This is a genomic window from Primorskyibacter sedentarius, from assembly GCF_004342065.1.
In the GTDB taxonomy this organism is placed as follows: Bacteria; Pseudomonadota; Alphaproteobacteria; order Rhodobacterales; family Rhodobacteraceae; genus Primorskyibacter; species Primorskyibacter sedentarius.
Genome location: NZ_SLZU01000012.1, coordinates 1 through 18,585, shown reverse-complemented (window position 1 = coordinate 18,585; position 18,585 = coordinate 1). Strand labels below are relative to the sequence as shown.

Genomic DNA, 18,585 nt, shown 5'->3' with positions numbered 1-18,585 from the left:
CCAAATTCACAAGCACAAAAAAAGACCCCCGGCGGTAAAACCGGGGGTCTCAAACGTCATGGCTCAGCGGTCAGCCCGCTGCGGCGACGGCCCGCTTGGTCATCACGCCAACCAGATGCGCCCGGTATGCAGCACTTCCGTGCATGTCGGCAATCATGTCATCGGACGACACGGACATCCCATCCAAGGCGCTGGACGAGAAGTTCGAAGACAGCGCCGCTTCGGCTTCGGTCCAGCGGAACACGCCGTCATTCGATGCGCCCGTGACAGCCACACGCACACCGTCAGCGTATTTCGCGACGAAGACACCGACCAGCGCAAAACGCGACGCGGGCTGTTCGAACTTCTGGTAATTGGCCTTCTCGGGCACCGGGAAGCGCACTTCGCAGATGATCTCGCCCTCGTTCAGCGCCGTGGTGAACATGCCCTCGAAAAAGTCATCTGCCGCAATCTCGCGCGTGTTGGTCACGATCGTGGCGCCGGATGCCAGTGCCGCAGACGGATAACAGGCCGACGGGTCGTTATTGGCCAGCGAACCGCCGATCGTGCCCCGGTTGCGCACCGCGGGATCCCCGATATTGCCCGCCAGAGCGGCCAGTGCCGGATAGGCCGTGGCCTCTGCCGCGACGGTCCCGTGGGTGGTCCCACCCCCGATGCAAAGCACACCGTCATCGCCCGTGCAGACGCCTTTCATCTCGGCGATCCCGGCGAGGCTGACCAGTTTGGCAGGGCTCGCCAGCCGCTGCTTCAACGTCGGTATCAATGTCTGTCCGCCACCCAGGGCCTGCGCATCCTCTTCCCCAAGGGCAGCAACCGCATCGGCCACGCTTGATGGCCTTACAATGTCGAAATTGTACATCGTCTCTTCCTCTCCCAAAGCAGTTCCCGGCGCGCCGGCCCCCTGCTTCTTTGGTTCCCAAATAGGTCGGGGGTCCGGGGACAATGCCCCGGACCTGCCCTCTCATCTCAGCCGTTCATCGCCGCCCAGACCCGCGAGGGCGAAGCCGGCATGTCGATATGGGTCACATCATGTCCGCCAGATTGCAGCGCGTCCACCACGGCATTGATCACCGCGGGCGGAGATCCGATTGCCCCGGCCTCGCCGCAGCCCTTCACGCCCAACGGGTTATGCGTACAGGGCGTGACGCAAGAATGATCGACGCTGTAGAACGGAACATCATCCGCACGCGGCATCGCATAATCCATGTAGGAGGCGCTCAGCAACTGGCCGTTTTCGTCATAGACGCAGTTTTCCATAAGCGCCTGACCGACCCCTTGCGCGATCCCGCCATGCACCTGGCCGGATACGATCATCGGGTTGATGATGTTGCCAAAGTCATCGGCGGCCGAGAACCGTTCAACGGTGACCTTGCCGGTATCCGGGTCCAGCTCGACCTCGCAGGCATAGGCGCCCGACGGGTAGGTGAAGTTTGACGGATCGTAGAACGCCGTCTCTTCGAGGCCCGGTTCGATATCTTCGAGCGGGTAGTTATGCGGCACGTAGGCGGCCAGCGTAACATCGCCCCAAGCGACCGACTTGTCGGTGCCCGCAACGGTGAACTGACCGTCTTTCAGCTCGATATCCGCCTCGGAGGCTTCCATCAGATGCGAGGCGATTTTCTTGGCCTTGTTGATGATCTTCTCGGTCGCTCGGACCATGGCCGACCCGCCAACCGCGAGCGAGCGCGACCCGTAGGTGCCCATGCCCATCGGCGTGCGCGCAGTGTCGCCATGCACGATGTCGATCTGATCCTCGGGGATGCCCAGCATCTCTGCCACCACTTGCGGGAAGGCGGTTTCGTGCCCCTGCCCGTGGCTGTGGCTGCCGGTCATCACGCTGATCGATCCGGTCGCGTTGACCCGGACGGTCGCGCTTTCGTACAGACCCGCACGCGCGCCCAACTGACCAACGAGGTTCGACGGCGCGATGCCGCAAGCCTCGATATAGCAGTTCACGCCAAGCCCGCGCAGCTTGCCCTTGGCTTCGCTTTCCTTCCGCCGTGCGGCAAAGCCCGCGATGTCGGCGATCTCTTCCAGCTTGTCCATCGTGGCAGTGTAGTCGCCAGTGTCATATTCCACGGCGACAGGCGTCGCGTATGGGAATTCAGAGATGAAGTTCTGACGCCGCAGTGCAATCGGATCGACGCCCAATTCGCGCGCGGCCTTGTCCACCACACGCTCCAGCTGGAACGTTGCCTCCGGGCGGCCAGCGCCGCGATAGGCATCCACGGGAACGGTGTTGGTAAAGACCGCTTTGACATTCACATAGATCAGCGGCGTCTTGTAGTTACCGGCCATCAGCGTGCCGTGCAGCCATGTAGGCACCGAGGGAGCGAAGGTCGACAGATAGGCCCCCATATTGGCATAGGTGTCGGTGCGCAGCGCGGTGAAGTTGTTGTCCTTGTCCAGCGCCAGTTCGATCTTGGTCACGTGATCGCGGCCATGCGCGTCGGACATGAATGCTTCGGACCGGGTAGACGTCCACTTCACCGGGCGCGCCAGCTGGCGGGCGGCAAAGGTGCAGAACGCCTCTTCGGCGTAGTGGAAGATCTTGGTACCGAAACCGCCGCCCACATCCGGTGCGATCACCCGCAGCTTGTGTTCGGGAATGCCAAGGACAAATGCCCCCATCAGCAGCCGGATCACATGCGGGTTCTGGCTGGTGGTATAAAGCGTGCTTTCGTCATTGGCGCGATTGTAGTCGCCAACCGCCACGCGCGGCTCCATCGGGTTGGCGACAAGCCGGTTGTTCACCAGTTCAAGCGTGGTGACATGGGCGGCTTCCTTGATCGCTTTGTCCACCGCCTCGCGGTTTTCCTCGACAAACCCCCAGTCGTAGCAAAGGTTGTTCTTGAGGTCGTCATGCACCTTGGGTGCGCCGTCTTTCAGCGCTTCTTTCATATCGACAACGGCGGGCAGCTCATCAATGTCGAACTCGATCGCCTCGGCCGCGTCGCGCGCCTGTGACAGGCTTTCGGCGACAACCGCGGCAATCGGGTCGCCGACATGGCGGACCTTGCCTTGCGCCAGCACAGGGTGCGGCGGCTCTTGCATCACTTCGCCAAAGCGGTCGGTGACCTGCCAGCCGCAGGGAATGCTGCCAACGCCTTCGAAATCGGCACCCGTAAAGACGCGCACCACGCCCGGCATTTCAGATGCCGCAGCGGTGTCGACCTTGTTGATCCGGCCATGCGCCACGTCAGAGCGCAGGAAATGCACGTATAGTTGGCCGTGAACGTTGATGTCGTCGGTATAATTGCCGGTGCCTGTCAGAAAGCGCACGTCCTCGCGGCGCTTGCTGCTGGCTCCGATGCCATGATCTTTCGGCATGAATGATCCTCCCTTGGGATGGTGGGTCACAAACCCACCCTACGGTATCTGGGTAGCGTGGGCCCTGGACCCAGCTGAGTGACTTATTCCGCCGCGATGGCGCCCACGTCCTGACCTGATGCGGCCATGATCGCCTTGACGATGTTATGGTAGCCGGTGCAGCGACAGATATTGCCTTCGAGATACTCGCGGATCTCTGCTTCGGTAGGCTTGGGGTTGTCTTTCAAAAGCGCTGTGGCCGACATCACCATGCCCGGCGTACAGAACCCGCACTGAAGGCCGTGATAGTCCTGGAACGCCTGCTGAACGGTGGAAAGCGACCCGTCGTTTCCTCCGATCCCTTCGATCGTGGTGACCTCTGCGCCCTCGGCCTCGGCCGCGAACATCGTGCAGGACTTCACCGCCTGCCCGTTGACATGCACGACGCAGGCCCCGCACTGGCTTGTGTCGCAGCCGACATGCGTCCCGGTCAGTTGCAGCCCGCCACGGATGAAATCGGACAGCAGCGTGCGTCCCTCAACCTCTCCGGAGACGGTCTTGCCGTTCACCGTCATTTCTACCTTTGCCATCAAATTCCTCCCGTCAGTTTGTTCAAATTCTTGCTCGGGCCACGCGGATCAGGAAACGAACCGCTTGAACCAACCCTTTTTCTCTCCGGCTGCGGCAGACTCTCCGCCGCCCTCGCCAGCATCTTCGCCAGTCGCACCTGCGCCTTCAACAACTTCCTGAAAGCGTGTGAAGAACTGGTCGGCCATTTTCTTGGCAAAACCGTCGATGATACGGCTGCCCAACTGGGCCAGCTTGCCGCCGACCTTGGCCTCTACGTCGTAGCTGAGGGTGGTCCCGGTTTCAGACGGTGTCAGCGTGACACTCGCCCCACCCTTGGCAAAACCGGCAGCGCCGCCCTTGCCCTCGCCCGTCAGCACCAGGCTGTTGGGTTCATTCAGCTCCGACAGGGTAACCTGCCCCTTGAAGGTGGCCTTTACCGGGCCGACCTTCTGAACGACGACAGCCTCGAAACCTTCCTCGGGGCTGCCGGTCATTTCCTGGCATCCGGGAACGCATTCCTTGAGTACATCTGCATCCAGAAGCGCGGCCCAGACCACTTCCGGTGCTGCTGCAATATCGCGGGAATCAGTGAGTTGCATAGCTTGAAAATCCTCTTGCTGCGCCCAGCCTAGGCCAATGCGCTTGGCGGGGCATATTAGACCATGGGTGTAGACCCGACATGGCCGGATCAACGAGCGCCTGCACCAAGGAACGCATCATCGGCTCTGCCTTCGCATAAAGGCCCTTGCGCATTTCGAAATTCCCGCCGTGAAAGCGCAGCATGCCATGGCTGGGGTGCTTTGCAAAGCGGATGCTGCCGCTAGGTCAATCGCGACATTGGAAGGACCGGTTTTGCGGTCCGGTCGCGCCATGCAGATCACCCCTGCGGCGACCACCGCGCGATGCGCGACAGGACGGGTCCGACCTCTTCCAGAAGGAAGGTTATGAACACCCTGACCTTCGCGGTAAGCACGTTGGACTTTGGATAAACCAGCCAAAGCGCAGTTTGTTGATCGAGCATGAAATCGGGCAGGACCACTTCCAGCGAGCCGTCCTGCAATTGTTCATGCACGCTCCATAGCGAGTTGATGGAAATGCCGGCACCTGCTTGCGTGGCGATTTTCTGGCTCTGCCCGTCATCGAAGACAAGACGCGACTGCGAGGATTTCGGATCAAACACTGCCGCATCGCCGGTGGTGCTGATCAGGCGCCGTGTCGACAGATCCCGGAAGGCAATCAGCTGGTGATCTTTCAGCTCTTCGGGGCTTTGCGGCCGTCCCCGCGATGCGAGGTAGTCGGGCGAGGCACAAAGCACCCGCCTGTCTTCACCAAGCTTGCGCCCTTTAAGGCTGCTATCGGCGATTTCGAGGTTGCGCAGCGCCAGATCGAAGCTGCCCTCGATCAGGTCGAACTGCGTGTCAGACAAGCGCAGATCAAGTGTCACGTCCGGGTGGCGTTCAAGGAATTTCGGTAGGATCGGCACGATATAGAGTTGGGCAAAAGTGCTGGGGGCCGCGAAGCGCAGCGTACCGCTGACGACCGGAGTGCTCATGCCAAGCGCGGCCATGGCCGCATCTTCCTGCGCCAGAATCTCGCGCGCGAAGGGCAGGAATTCCGCCCCTTCGACAGAGAGCGACACTTTCCGCGTCGACCGGCGCAACAGATCCGCGCCAAGCAGGTTTTCCAACTTCGCCAGCCGCGCACTTGCCACGGCCGGCGCCAGCCCAAGCTCCCTGCCTGCGGCGCTGATATTCAGCTTTTCGGCGCAAAGGACGAACAGCCTGACGCTCTTGGTGTCCATGCGATTATCTCCGGAACCCGAATTATAAAATTGAGTTTTGCTACCTTATGTAAATTTTCAACACAATCTATCTGTAAGCGGCAAGACAAATTGTTCCTTTTACAGGGCAAGATGGACCCAACCCCGGCGGAGGCGCCCGAAATGACGAAACATGACGCAATCACCAGCTTTGCCCCGTTGAACAAGGCATTCGGGACGGTTTTCCGTCCGGGTCGGTTGAGCGTCGGGCTCGTGGTGCCGCTGGAAGACTACGGCCACAGCGCCGTCCCGACGATGAAGCGCCACCTGGAGCGCGCCAGGCTGGCCGACGACCTGGGCTTTGCGGCACTCTGGCTGCGGGACGTGCCGTTCAACGTTCCCTCTTTCGGTGACGCAGGGCAGATATTTGACCCATTCGTCTATCTCGGGCTGCTTGCGGGGCAAACCAGCCGCATCGCGCTTGGCGTTGCAAGCGTCGTCCTGCCATTGCGACATCCCGCGCATGTTGCCAAGGCGGCGGCAAGTGTCGACGTCCTGTCCGGCGGCCGCTTGCTGCTGGGCGTGGCCTCTGGCGACCGGCCGGACGAATACCCCGCCATGAACATGTCCTTTGAGGATCGCGGCGACCGGTTCCGCGACAGCTTTGCCTATATCCGTCAAATGGCCGAGCACCGCCCCGAATTTGATCTGGAGCAGGGCAAATCCCGTGCCGGTCTGGACATGCTTCCCAAGCCGGCCGCAGGAAGGTTGCCGATGCTGGTCACGGGTGGCAGCAGGCAGGATCCGGACTGGGTCGCGCAGAATGGCGACGGCTGGATCACCTATCCGCGCGATACGGCATCGCAGGCCCGGGTGATCGATGACTACCGCGCCCGCCTGAGGGCTTTGCAACAGCCGGACAAACCTGTCACGCAATCGCTCTATGTCGACCTGCTGGAAGACCCGGACGCCCCTGCCCGCCCGATCCATCTGGGCTTTCAGTCTGGCACAACCCACCTCATGCGATACCTTGCTGCAATAGAAACGCTTGGCGTGAACCACGTCGCGCTGAACCTCAGGTTCAACACCGGCGATATTGAAACAACGATGAAGCGGCTGGCCGACGACGTGTTGCCCCGCTTTGCAAGCTAAGGAAATTCCCTATGCCCAAAACAATTCTTATCACCGGGGCCACTGACGGTATCGGTCTGGAAACTGCGAAACGGCTTGCCGCCGAGGGGCATGAATTGCTGCTGCACGGCCGTAGCAGCGCCAAGCTTGACGCCGCCCGCGCGGCCGTTGGCGGCGCGACCGCAGGCTATATCGCTGACCTGTCAAAGCTGGAAGACGTCGTTCGCATGGCCGACGAAATCGCGCGTGACTACAGCCACCTTGACGTCGTGATAAACAATGCCGGCGTCTACAAGATGCCCGCACCCATCACGCAAGACGGGTATGACACGCGATTTCTGGTCAACACCGTTGCGCCCTATGTGCTGACAAAACGGCTGTTGCCGCTGATGGGCAGCGATAGTCGGGTCATCAACCTGTCCTCCGCCGCCCAGGCCCCCGTGAACCTGTCAGCCTTGCAGGGGCGTACGCGTCTAGACGACATGGGCGCCTACGCGCAGAGCAAGCTGGCCATAACGATGTGGACGATCCAGATGGCCCGCGATCTTCCTCAGGGGCCGGTCTTCATCGCAGTCAATCCCGGATCGCTGCTGGCCAGCAAGATGGTCAAGGAAGGGTTTGGCGTGGCAGGAAGCGACCTCGGCATCGGTGCCGATATCCTGCGCAGGGCGGCACTTGATCCAGAGTTTTCGGAGGCATCGGGCAAGTATTTTGACAATGACGCCGACGCCTTCAACCGCCCGCATGCCGACGCGCTGAATGCGGGCAAAGTGGCAGAGGTGGTGCGCGCCATCGAAGAGGTCGCATCGCGTTTGCTGAAGGCCTGACCCGCCCTCAAAAGCGGCTCATCCAAGCCGTTGGGAACGGTGGTGGCGGGCACCCTCAAAGCGTCAAGGGCGACGCACCCTATTGCGTCCCGCGCAGTGTCGCGGTCGCGACTCCCATCGCGATCAGCGCCGCCCCGCCGGCCCGAGAAAACCACGCGATCACCGAAGGCCGGGCGATCCGCGCCCGCAGCGTGTCGGCCAGCAACGCATAGGCCAGCGCATTCAATGCGGCGAGCCCGACAAACGTGGTGATCAGGATGGCGAATTGAGGCAGAAGCGGTTCGCTCACGCTGATGAATTGCGGAACAAAGGCAATGAAGAAGGCGATCGATTTGGGATTGAGCGCCGTCACTGCCGCCGCGTGGCCAAAGACATGTCCGGCGCTGCTGGTGCCGACCTGCTCTAACTCGGCCAAGGTGGCACTTGGCGCGCTGCGCAACAGTTTGACCCCCAGATAGACGAGGTAGATCGCGCCGACCCATTTCAGCACGGTAAAGATCGTGGCCGATGCCAGCACCAAGGCGCCGAGCCCTGCAAGCGAGGCTGTCATGGCGATCAGATCTCCGAGCGCCACGCCCGCCACGGTGGCCAACGCCACGCGACGCCCATGGCTGATCGCATAGCTGAGGACAAGCAGCACCGTTGGCCCCGGAATAAGCAGCAGCGCGGTCGACGCCACGACGAATGCCAGCCAGACATGTATTTCCACGATCACATCCAATTTTTCAGGGCCCTGCATGGCACTCAGCCACAACGCGCGTGCATGGTAAACCGCGAATTTCGTTTTGTGCAGACGACACGCGTGCAATGCCGTATTTGCGGGCCGTGGCAAAGCCATCCCGACCCTGCACTAAGACCTTTGGACAAGTGACCCTTTCTGTCATTACCCATAGGATCAAAGACAAAGAAGGACGTGCCCGTCATGCAACAGCCCGCCGCCCCGTTTTCTGATGCACAGCCGCTCACCGCGATGGTGGTCGATGACCATCCGCTTTTCTGCGACGCGCTGAGCCTCACGCTGCGGTCGCTCGCGGAATTCGACGACATCTCCACCGCCGGTACGCTTCAGGAAGCGCTTGACCGCATCGCTGAAAGCCGCAGCCCCGGCCTGATCGTGCTGGACCTGAATCTGCCGGATGTGAACGGGCTTGACGGGCTTGTGCGGTTGCGTGGCGCCGCGCCGGATGCTGCGATCATCATCGCCTCGTCCATGGCCGACAATCGCATGATCTCTTACGCGTTGAAGGCGGGGGCCAACGGCTTTGTGCCCAAACATTCGCAGCGCTCTGTCTTCCGCCGCGCCTTTGACGCGGTCCGCGCCGGAGAGGCCTTCGTTCCTGATGGCTATATCGACCCGCAGGGAACCGATGTCGAGGCCGGGCACGATGATGCGCTGACACGGCTGGCAACATTGACGAACCAGCAGGCACGTATCCTCAGCCTGATCTGCGAGGGCAAACTGAACAAGCAGATCGCCTATGACCTGTCCATCGCCGAAACCACGGTAAAGGCGCATGTCACGGCGATCATGCGCAAGCTGGGCGTTCACAGCCGGACGCAGGCGGTGCTGATCGCACAGGAAGCGCGTTTTGCGAAGGTCTTGCCAAGCGGCGACTGAAACCCCTATCGTCTCCGTCGGCGGGCCTGCAAAGACAAACGGTTGCAAACCGAACGGGCCGCATATGCGGGAGGAGAATATATTGCACGCTGCCTTGCGCTCCGCGCAGGTCGACTGGCGCGACCCCGACGCGGTGGACAGCCTCCGCGACCAGTTGGGTGTTGAGGCACTTGCCTTCGTCTGCCTGTTCGTCACACCAGAGGCGGATTTTCCCGCTGTCGTCGCGGCCGCGCAAGAGGCGTTTGCAGGAACACAGGTCTGTGCCTGCACAACCGCCGGAGAACTTGGCAGCAAGGGCTACGAGGACGGGCAAATCGTGGCAATTGGCCTGTCTGCCGAGCATTTCGCAACGGCCAGCTATGTGATCGAGAATCTCCAACTGCTTGACGCGCAGGCGCAGATCGACCGGCTGATCCAGACACGTATGGCGCTTGCCCGCGCCAATCCGCGAATGGCGCAGGAATTCGCGTTCATCATGATCGACGGGCTGTCGCTGGCCGAAGAGAACCTGACCTCTGTCCTGTCCACCGGGTTGGGGCCGGTGCCGATGTTCGGGGGTTCCGCAGGCGACGGCACGCGTTTCGATGCTGCCTGGCTTGCCTGTGACGGCGTCGTATCGCGCAACAGCGCAGTGATTACGCTGGTGCGGACGACCTGTCCCATCCGGGTCTTTTCTCTCGACCATCTTGTGCCAACCGAAAAGCGCATGGTCGTGACGGTTGCCGACCCTGCAAGGCGCATCGTGCACGAGATCAATGCAGAACCCGCGGCGCAGGAATATGCCCGCCTGCTGGGCAAGGATCCGCAACAGCTCGACCCGTTCACCTTTGCCGCGCACCCCGTCGTGGTCCGGCTGGGCGACACGCATCACGTCCGCGCAATCCAGCGCGTCGATGAAGAGGGCAACCTGGTGTTCTTTTCCGCCATCAACGAAGGCATGGTGCTGACGCTTGCCGATCATCAGGATATGGCAGACCATCTGCAACGCCGCCTTGCAGAGCTGGCCACGGACGGGCCGCCCGACCACATCCTTGGCTGCGATTGCGTGCTGCGCCGGATCGAGGCGGGTCAGGCCCAAAAGAGCCGGGAAATCAGTCAGATCCTTGCCGAAAACCGTGTTGTGGGCTTTGGCACCTATGGCGAACAGATCGGCGCGCTGCATGTCAATCAGACCTTCACGGGCGTCGCCATCTATCCACCCATTCCCGAGGCCTAGGCACGATGGCGCTGATCAATCCACAAGACAGCCTGGAACGTCAGAACGAAAAGCTGCTCAAGATTTCCGAGGCGCTGATGCGGCGGGTGGAATACGGCTCTGAACAGTCGAGCGCCGCCTACGCCCAGTTCGAACGCGCCGCCCTGCTGGAAAAGCAGGTGCGCGAACGCACGACCCAGCTGGAGCGCACGCTCGACCTTCTGCACGAATCCAACGCCCGTCTGGCAGAGGCCAATCGGGAGACGGAAGCCGCGCGTTCGAACCTCGCCAATGCGATCGAAACCGTGCACGAGGGTTTTGCCCTCTTCGATCCCGAAGACGTCATGGTGATGTGCAACACCCGGTTCTGCCGGGATTTCCGCGACACGCTCGACATGCTGCGCCCCGGCCTGCCCTTTGGCGAATATGTCGACAGGGTGAGCCGCTCGCGCTACCTCGCATTGCCGCCCGACGAAACCCATGCGCGTTGGGCAGAGCGGCGCATCCGTCGCCATCAGGACCGCCACGTCATGTTCAACGCCCAGCTGGTCGGTGACCGCTGGCTGCAGGTCAGCGAGCATCGCACGCCCGATGGCGGCACGGTCATCCTGCAAACGGACGTCACAGACATCATCCGTCTGGAACGGCAGGAACGCGACAGGCTGAAAGACAAGCAGGCGCAGATGATCCGCGCCACGCTGGATCACCTTGATCAGGGCGTGAGCATCTTTGACGAACAGGCGCGGCTGGTCGGGTGGAACGCCAAGATCGGCGCGCTTTTGTCACTGCCCGCGCGGCGTCTGCATCTTGGCGCGTCCTTCCCGGTCCTCTTGGGGCATATCGACGGCGAGCTGTCTTTTTCCAAAGGCATTGACCGCGACGGGTTCCGCGACTGGGCCTTGTCAAAGGAGCCCCGCAAACCGCTTTCTTTCGAGGTTTCGCATTCGGACGGGATGGTGCTGCATATCTTCGGCCGCGAAATGCCCGACCGTGGATTTGTCATCAGCTGCACAGACATCACCGCAGAGCGTGAAGCCGCCCATCGGCTGACCGAAATGAACGAAATTCTCGAACAGCGCGTGATGGAGCGCACGCTGGAGCTTGAGGACGCGCTGAATGCGGCCGAACGGGCCAATGCATCGAAATCGCGTTTTGTCGCAGCGGCAAGCCATGACCTGTTGCAACCGCTTTCCGCCGCGAAACTTTTTATCTCATCGCTGGCGGACAAGTGCCCCGAGGACGATGACCGGGCCATTCTGGGCAAGGCCGAAAGCGCGCTTTCCGGTGCGGAAAAGATCATCGACGCGCTTCTTGACATCTCGAAGCTGGAATCAGGGCGTATCTCCTTTGACGTAAGGCCCATGGCGCTGCGCGAGGTCTTTGCGCCGCTCCGCGACGAGATGGGCATTCTGGCCGCACGCAAGGGGCTGGACCTGCGGATCGTCGACAGCGGGCTGGTTGTCGAAAGCGACCCTGCCTACCTGCGGCGAATACTTCAGAACCTTATGGGCAACGCCATCCGCTACACAGAGTCCGGCCGGGTGGTGATGGGTGTCAGGCGTGTCAATGGCGCCGCGCGGATCGAAGTCTGGGATACCGGGCCGGGCATTGCCAAGCAGGACCAGAATGCCATTTTCGAAGAATTCCGCCGCCTTGACGCGACAGCCAGCGCCAACGAAGGGCTGGGTCTTGGCCTTGCGATCGTCGAACGCGCCTGTGCCAAGCTGAACCACCCGCTTCGCCTGTGGTCGGAACCCGGCCGGGGCAGCTGTTTCATGGTGAATGTTCCGGTTGCGACCTTGCCCCATCAGGTGACGCATGCCGCGCGTCCCGGTCCGCGACCGCAACGTCTGGCGCAGTCCGGGCTTATCGCGCTTCTGGTCGAAAACGATCCCGCCTTGCGCCGCGCAATCACGATCCTTGTCGAAAGCTGGGGCGTCAACGTCATCGAAGCATCCGATGCCGACAGCGCGTTGGAGCTTTTGATCGACCTGGAAATCACGCCGGATGCATTGTTGCTTGATTACCAGCTTGGCAACGGCATGAACGGGCTGGAGCTTTTCGACGCGATCACGTCACGGCTCGGCCCCCTGCCAGGGGCGGTGATTTCCGCCAACCGGTCGGAACCGCTTGACCAGTTCTGCCAGTCGCGCGGGTTGGAGTTTCTGCCGAAACCACTTGACCGCCACCGTCTGAGTGCGGTTCTTGACGCGGCTGCACAGGCGCAGGGCCGCACTGGTCGGCCCTGACTCTCTCAATTGTGGCAGCGCAGCGCCCGGCGAGAACTGCCCGCTACCGCGCGATCACGATATCGGCCCGCAGCCCGCCCATGGTGCTGCTCTCTCCCAGCCGCAGGATGCCACCATGCGACCGCGCAACATCCGCCGCAATCGCCAGACCCAGCCCGACGCCCGAACCACGATCCTGATTGCGTGCGGGATCAAGTCGGACAAAGGGTTTGAGCGCATCCTCGCGCCGGTCAGGCGCAATGCCCGGCCCGTCATCCTCGACCCGGAACCTCAGCGATTTCTCCGTAAGGGTGACCGAAACCTCGGCCCTTGTGCCATAGCGCACCGCGTTGTTGATAAGGTTTTCCATCGCCCTGCTGATGGCCATGGGGCGCAAGGCCACCTGCCCTTCGCCCTCAACCTCTTTCAGTGTCACAGCCTTGCCGCCGCGCTGCGCATCCTCGACAAGCTGAGTGACCAGCGCCACCGGGTCGACGGGTTCTGCCGTAGCCTGGCCCACATCATCGCGGGCGAAATCCAGAAAGGCATCGACCAGCCGCTCCATATCCCGCACGTCGCGTTCCAGAGGTTCGGCATCATCGGCATCCAGCATGGACAGGCCCAGCTTCATCCGCGTCAAAGGTGTGCGCAGATCGTGGCTGACACCGGACAACATCATCGTGCGTTGTTCGATTTGCCGTTCGATTCTGGCGCGCATGTCCAAAAAGGCATTGCCGGCCGCGCGCACCTCTGTGGCGCCAGCCGGTTGATAGGGCACCACCCTGCCCCGCCCGAACGCCTGGCTTGCCTCTGCCAGCCGGGTGATCGGACGCAGCTGATTTCGCAGGTAGAGATAGGCAATCACCGTCATGAGTGCCCCGAAAATCACCATATTTACCAAGAGCTGATGCGGGTTGTCGGCAGACGCGCGAAGCCTGTCGAAAGAGACAGCAACCGGCCCGTCCGGCCCATCTGCATAGACCGTGACCAGCCGGTCATTCGGCAGGGCAACGGCCCGGATATCCGGCACACGCTCCATCAGGGTGCCGATCACCACGAGGCCGGAAAAATCGTACCATCTGCGCTGGTTGGTTTGCGGCACCTCTGCCTCCATCACCTTGCGCAGCGTAAGGGACAATGCATCGGCCAGGCGGTCTTCCTCGCCCACCTCCAGAACAAGGTTCAATTCGCGCGCGACCGCAGTGCTCATCTGGCGGGTCACACCTTCGAAATGCCGCTGTATGAAGACGACCGAGACCACAAGCTGCAACGTCACAACGGGCAGAATCAGGATCAACAAGGCGCGGCCGTAAAGGCCATGGGGCATATAGCGTTTGAGCCAGCGGAAAGTCATGGCTAAACCTAGCCCGGAGCCGTGATGCATGCCATGCCGAAAGAGACGTTGATGAAAGATCCGGATCCTTCCTTCCAGCCCACGCCCGGCCTCGCAGAGCAGGTGCAGCCCGGGCTAAGGCGTCTTCTGGCGCCGAACCCGTCGCCCATGACATTCCGGGGCACGAATACCTATCTGTTGGGGGATCGCGACGTGGCGGTGATCGATCCCGGCCCGAATGATCCGGCTCATATGAAGGCGATTCTTGCCAGTCTACGGCCGGGACAACGCATCAGCCATATTCTTGTGACCCATGCGCATCTGGACCATTCTCCTCTGGCGCGTCCCCTCTCTGACGCCACTGGCGCACCGGTTCTGGCCTTCGGCGATGCGCTGTCGGGCCGTAGCGCGGTCATGCAGAATCTGGCCGCGCAAGGGTTTATTGGCGGCGGTGAAGGCGTCGATGTCACGTTCGAGCCTGACCAGTGCCTTGCCGATGGCGCCGAGGTCGAGGGAGATGGCTGGCGGCTGACGGCCCTCCACACACCCGGCCATTTCGGAAATCACCTCTGTTTCGCATTGGGGAACACCCTCTTGTCGGGGGACATCGTGATGGGATGGGCCTCGTCGCTTGTGTCACCGCCTGACGGGGATCTCACCGATTTCATGGCCTCCTGTCGCAGGCTTTCCCAAACCCCATGGAGGCGACTCCTGCCGGGCCACGGCGCCGCTGTAGAGTCGGCCGCGGACCGGATCGACTGGTTGCTTCGACACCGCGAGACCCGGGAAGGTGCCATTCTGAAAGCGCTAGAGGCCGGGCCCGACACGCCCAGAGGCCTGGCCGCGCGCATCTACAAAGAAACCCCCAGCAACCTCCTGCCGGCAGCAGAACGAAACGTCCTTGCGCACCTCATTGATTTAAATGGAAAAAACCTCATCTCGCCTGTCGGATCGCTCAAACCGGACGGGCAATTCCGCAGGCTATGACATTTTTCTGTCATTTTCATCGGATAGACCCACAAATGCTCTGGACGCCCCCAACCGAGGTTGCTATATCCGCCCCGTGTTCCGGCGTAGCTCAGCGGTAGAGCAGTTGACTGTTAATCAATTGGTCGTAGGTTCGATCCCTACCGCCGGAGCCAATTCTTCATAAAATCCAGCGATATCATATTGTTATATGGCATCACTGCGATTCCAGACCATTTTATCCGTCCTCTGTGCCCATATCTGTGCCCGCGGCTGTCGCCCGGGCCTGTGCCCGGAGACGACCGGAATGACGAAGATCCCCTACCTCGTGAAGCGCGGCAACATGTTCTGGTGGCGCCGACGCAAGCCCGTTTTCATACTTTTGCAACCTTCCCGTGGCACTGAAAACGCCTGTGTGCGCACCGACGACAATCGGTCCGGGGCGCCGGGCCATATCGCGATCAGCCTGCGCACTCCCTGTCTCAGGGAAGCCGGCCGTCGTGCGGCCCGCCTGAACCACCTGTTCGAGGAGAAGAGGCGCAGCATCGAGATCGCCAGATCGGGAAACTTGGGGATGAGTGATCAGAGCTACCTTGAACGTGCCATGGCGGACATGGCGGCGACGCTGCGCGCGCAAGCCGAAATGATGGCCCGCCAGATGGATGCCGGGGGCACGACTGTAATCGTCGCGCCGCCACAGGCATCGATGACGGTCGAGGCGCCGACAGCAGACCCGCTGCGCGAGCAACCGAACGCAAACGGCACCCAGTCCTCCAATCGAATCAACGATCCGGAGTTCGAGCGCGCACTCCTCGAGATGGCCGACCGCGAGGGCTGGTGGCACGAGGATCCGGACGAGATCGTGGCACAATTCGACATGATGCTGACAGGGCTCTTTACCCTGCAGGAGGAATACCTGCGTTATTGCGTGCGAAAGGGACTTGATCCCGCCGACGCCCTGCCCTCCCTCGCAGGGCTTGGCGGCGCCCTCTCGTCGGTGACCGGTGACATCAAGGCAATCTCGGCTCCCGTGGTACACTCCAAGGCGCAAGGCCCGGCGAAGATCGCCCGGGTCGATCGCGCCGCTTCCGGGAAGCATAGGGAGGGACGGCGGTTTTCCGAACATGCCGGGCGGTTCCTCGATCTGCGCGCGCAGGGATTTGATCTGAAGCGACGTCACGAGACGCCCGACGCCAAGGCGGGAGAGCGTTTCACCAAGACCAGCCGTGCGAACTTCGAGGGCACCATTCGGCTCTTTCTCGAAGCCCATGGCGACATGCTCGTGGAAAACATCGACGAGGCGCTGCTGGTGGAATTCTTCTCGCTTCTCGACCGGATCCCGGCCACCCACGGCAAGTCCTCGAAAGACCGTCGTCCCATTCGCCAGGTCATCAAGGAGGCGGACCGGGACGAGCGAAACACGATTAAGCGTCGGGAGGCCGAGATACAACGCGATGGCCTGAGTCCCGGCGAAGCCGAAGAAATCCTCGACACGTTGCATGTCAGAAGGCTTCGCACAAACACCTGCAAGCGCCACATGGACACCATCGACCAGATCATGGCCTTCGCACAGTTCGAAGGGTTGCGGCAGGACAACCCGGCCAAGCAGGTCAAGTGGACCCGAAAAGAGATTTCGCGCCGTCTTGCCAACGAAGAGGATTCCGATCGCTTGCCCTGGGGAGACCGTCTGCCCGGGCTCCTTGGTTCTCCGATCTATTCCAGCCCGCTTGACGAACCGGGCAATCCGCTGTTCTGGGCACCGCTGCTGGGCCTTTTCGCAGGACTTCGCCTGGAAGAGGCATTGCAACTCGGAACCGATGACTTCGACACTGACGACGGAGTGCATGTAATCAAGGTCCAGATCAGCGGTGCGGCGCAAAGCAGGAAATCGAAGGCCGCAAAGCGCGGCATTCCGATCCACGACACGCTGCTCGATCTCGGGATCCTGTCGCTGGTCGAACTGCGTCGTAAAGCCGGCCAGGGTCGGCTGTTCACCTACCTCGAACGGGGACAGGCAAAAGGCACGTTCGGCGAAATTTTCTCGAAGAGGTTCACCAACTACCGCAAGAAATGCGACATCTATGATCGCTCGCGGGATTTCCATTCGCTCAGGAAAGACTTCCAGACCAAGCTGACCCGGGCACAGGTTCCCTATCACTCGCGAAAGCTCCTGATGGGCCACGAACTTACCGATGTGACCCACAAGCACTATTATCCCGAAGGCGACACCATCGAAATGATGCGGGACTACGTCAACCGGATCGACGTGGATTGCTCGCGGATCCTACGTCCTTTCGGTTCCCCCGACGATACGAATGTTCACAAACTTACCACCGTCAGGTGAGGATTGCGGTATGGCACGATGGTCCCGAGGGTCTCCAGACCGAACGTCCCGCAATTCATTTCCAAATCGGCCAATTCGATTTTGGGGGCATGTCGATCGAACCCAAGTTCTCCTCAGCAGAAGAGACTGCCACTTTCACAAACCCACTTTCGCAAAGTATTTGCGAAATGCACCGAGGAAATAAAATGACTGAGAAGAGAAATGGACGCCCGCCAAAATACACCGAAGCACAAGTGTTGGAGGGTATCGAAATCGTCGAACGCAGTGGTGACACCCCAACCGGGGACACCGTCAAGAAGGCCATGTGCACGCAACTGGACGTGACCAGCGGCATCAATGCACAAAGCCTTGACAGGGAGGTGCAGAGGCTTCTGGAAGAGCGTGAACAGCAGCGCCGCGACAAGCTGATCGCGGCATTGCCCGCTGAAACACGCGATACCGTGCAGCAGATTGGCACTCTCGTTGAGGCTGCGGTCCTCGGGCATCTGGGCGAACAATACGGCTCGCTGACAACGATTTCGGGCAGAAAACTGGCGGAATTGAAAGTTGATCTCGGAAATCAGCGGGAGCAGATTCGGGAGCTTCTCACCAAAGTCGATAGAAAAGACGCGGAGATTGCTTCTGTGGAGGAAGAAAACAACGCTCTTAAGCAGCGACTGGCAGCAAAAATCATCGAGGCATCAACTCATAAGGCACGGATTTCCGAACTTGAACGGGACGAAGACTTCCGCGCAAAGATGATTGCGATATTGCAGGAAACGCTGGGACAGCACACCGACCCTGTGCCGCAAGCACCAGTTCTACCCACTTGAGCAACGAAGTTATTGCTGTGTGACGCGGCGCAGCAAGAAATCGACCTGACTGTCAACGGCGGAGCAAAACCCGGCCAGTGTGGCGGAGCAAAAGTCGGCCACATGGGCGAGCGCCTTGGAGCGTGAGGCCATCATGTAGCCAGCACGGTCCAAGGCGCATTGGCCGGGAGGCCAATTCTGGTCGGATTATTTGTTTGCAGCGGCGAGGCGGGCTCGGCTCTGGCTGAGGCGATAGCTTTCGCCGTTCATCTCGAGGATGTTGACGTGGTGAGTGAGGCGGTCAAGCAAGGCCCCTGTCAGGCGCTCGGTGCCGAAAGTCTCGGTCCACTCCTCGAACGGCAGATTCGATGTGATCAGGGTTGAGCCGCGTTCGTAGCGTTGCGAGATGAGTTCGAACAGGAGCTCGGCGCCGGTCTTGCTCAGTGGTACGAAGCCCAGTTCATCGATGATCAGCAGCTTGACTTTGGCCAACTGGCGCTGGAGGCGCATCAGG

The 18,585-nt window shown here is 61.1% G+C and carries 16 protein-coding genes and 1 tRNA gene; 9 read left to right on the top strand and 8 right to left on the bottom strand.

The features are described from left to right. Positions 1 to 70 precede the first annotated feature (70 nt). From EDD52_RS15470 to EDD52_RS15450, 5 genes are all read right to left on the bottom strand, one after another. Positions 71 to 859 (bottom strand): FAD binding domain-containing protein, encoded by a 789-nt coding sequence (locus EDD52_RS15470; protein ID WP_132246586.1) that lies wholly within the window; start codon positions 857 to 859, stop codon positions 71 to 73. A 107-nt stretch (positions 860 to 966) separates the two neighbouring features. Next, entirely contained in the window at positions 967 to 3,330 is a 2,364-nt protein-coding gene (locus tag EDD52_RS15465; RefSeq protein WP_132246584.1) for a xanthine dehydrogenase family protein molybdopterin-binding subunit, read from the bottom strand. Between the two features lie 83 nt (positions 3,331 to 3,413). Continuing rightward, positions 3,414 to 3,899, bottom strand: coding sequence for a (2Fe-2S)-binding protein (locus tag EDD52_RS15460; RefSeq protein ID WP_132246582.1), 486 nt, complete (start codon positions 3,897 to 3,899; stop codon positions 3,414 to 3,416). Positions 3,900 to 3,947: 48 nt separating this feature from the next. Then, on the bottom strand, positions 3,948 to 4,478 hold the full coding sequence (locus EDD52_RS15455) for an SRPBCC family protein (protein WP_132246580.1): 531 nt from the start codon (positions 4,476 to 4,478) through the stop codon (positions 3,948 to 3,950). A gap of 278 nt (positions 4,479 to 4,756) precedes the next feature. Then, positions 4,757 to 5,680, bottom strand: a complete 924-nt coding sequence (locus EDD52_RS15450) for a LysR family transcriptional regulator (protein ID WP_132246578.1) — start codon at positions 5,678 to 5,680, stop codon at positions 4,757 to 4,759. Between the two features lie 141 nt (positions 5,681 to 5,821). Between EDD52_RS15450 and EDD52_RS15445 the strand changes: the two genes are divergently transcribed. Both EDD52_RS15445 and EDD52_RS15440 read left to right on the top strand, forming a co-directional pair. Then, positions 5,822 to 6,790 (top strand): LLM class oxidoreductase, encoded by a 969-nt coding sequence (locus EDD52_RS15445; protein ID WP_132246576.1) that lies wholly within the window; start codon positions 5,822 to 5,824, stop codon positions 6,788 to 6,790. Positions 6,791 to 6,801: 11 nt separating this feature from the next. Then, the gene (locus EDD52_RS15440; RefSeq protein ID WP_132246574.1) at positions 6,802 to 7,596 is read left to right on the top strand and encodes an SDR family NAD(P)-dependent oxidoreductase; all 795 of its coding nucleotides are present in this window, start codon (positions 6,802 to 6,804) and stop codon (positions 7,594 to 7,596) included. Positions 7,597 to 7,675: 79 nt separating this feature from the next. Here EDD52_RS15440 and EDD52_RS15435 read toward each other — a convergent pair whose 3' ends face one another. After that, a complete protein-coding gene (locus EDD52_RS15435) occupies positions 7,676 to 8,335 on the bottom strand; it encodes a LysE family translocator (RefSeq protein WP_424449920.1) in 660 nt (219 codons plus the stop codon). A gap of 183 nt (positions 8,336 to 8,518) precedes the next feature. On the opposite strand from EDD52_RS15435, the gene EDD52_RS15430 reads away from it, so the two are divergent. The 3 genes from EDD52_RS15430 to EDD52_RS15420 all read left to right on the top strand — a co-directional run bounded on the left by EDD52_RS15430 (position 8,519) and on the right by EDD52_RS15420 (position 12,658). Further along, a complete protein-coding gene (locus EDD52_RS15430) occupies positions 8,519 to 9,214 on the top strand; it encodes a response regulator (protein ID WP_132246572.1) in 696 nt (231 codons plus the stop codon). Between the two features lie 82 nt (positions 9,215 to 9,296). After that, positions 9,297 to 10,430 carry an FIST N-terminal domain-containing protein gene (locus EDD52_RS15425; protein WP_243651967.1) on the top strand — a complete coding sequence of 378 codons (1,134 nt, stop codon included), beginning with the start codon at positions 9,297 to 9,299 and terminating at the stop codon, positions 10,428 to 10,430. Between the two features lie 5 nt (positions 10,431 to 10,435). Beyond that, positions 10,436 to 12,658, top strand: coding sequence for a hybrid sensor histidine kinase/response regulator (locus EDD52_RS15420; RefSeq protein WP_132246568.1), 2,223 nt, complete (start codon positions 10,436 to 10,438; stop codon positions 12,656 to 12,658). Between the two features lie 43 nt (positions 12,659 to 12,701). Here EDD52_RS15420 and EDD52_RS15415 read toward each other — a convergent pair whose 3' ends face one another. After that, positions 12,702 to 13,991: an ATP-binding protein gene (locus EDD52_RS15415; RefSeq protein ID WP_132246566.1), complete on the bottom strand. Its 1,290-nt coding sequence runs from the start codon at positions 13,989 to 13,991 to the stop codon at positions 12,702 to 12,704. 51 nt (positions 13,992 to 14,042) lie between these two features. Between EDD52_RS15415 and EDD52_RS15410 the strand changes: the two genes are divergently transcribed. The 4 genes from EDD52_RS15410 to EDD52_RS15395 all read left to right on the top strand — a co-directional run bounded on the left by EDD52_RS15410 (position 14,043) and on the right by EDD52_RS15395 (position 18,092). Continuing rightward, positions 14,043 to 14,957, top strand: a complete 915-nt coding sequence (locus EDD52_RS15410) for an MBL fold metallo-hydrolase (RefSeq protein WP_132246564.1) — start codon at positions 14,043 to 14,045, stop codon at positions 14,955 to 14,957. Positions 14,958 to 15,037: 80 nt separating this feature from the next. After that, positions 15,038 to 15,112, top strand: a tRNA-Asn gene (locus EDD52_RS15405). Positions 15,113 to 15,243: 131 nt separating this feature from the next. Next, a complete protein-coding gene (locus EDD52_RS15400) occupies positions 15,244 to 17,280 on the top strand; it encodes a tyrosine-type recombinase/integrase (RefSeq protein ID WP_165907561.1) in 2,037 nt (678 codons plus the stop codon). A 185-nt stretch (positions 17,281 to 17,465) separates the two neighbouring features. After that, positions 17,466 to 18,092 carry a hypothetical protein gene (locus EDD52_RS15395; RefSeq protein ID WP_132246560.1) on the top strand — a complete coding sequence of 209 codons (627 nt, stop codon included), beginning with the start codon at positions 17,466 to 17,468 and terminating at the stop codon, positions 18,090 to 18,092. A 186-nt stretch (positions 18,093 to 18,278) separates the two neighbouring features. Here the strand turns inward: EDD52_RS15395 and EDD52_RS15390 are convergent. Then, positions 18,279 to 18,585, bottom strand: a 307-nt coding sequence (locus EDD52_RS15390) for an ATP-binding protein (protein ID WP_132246558.1), incomplete at its 5' end; no start/stop codon positions are given.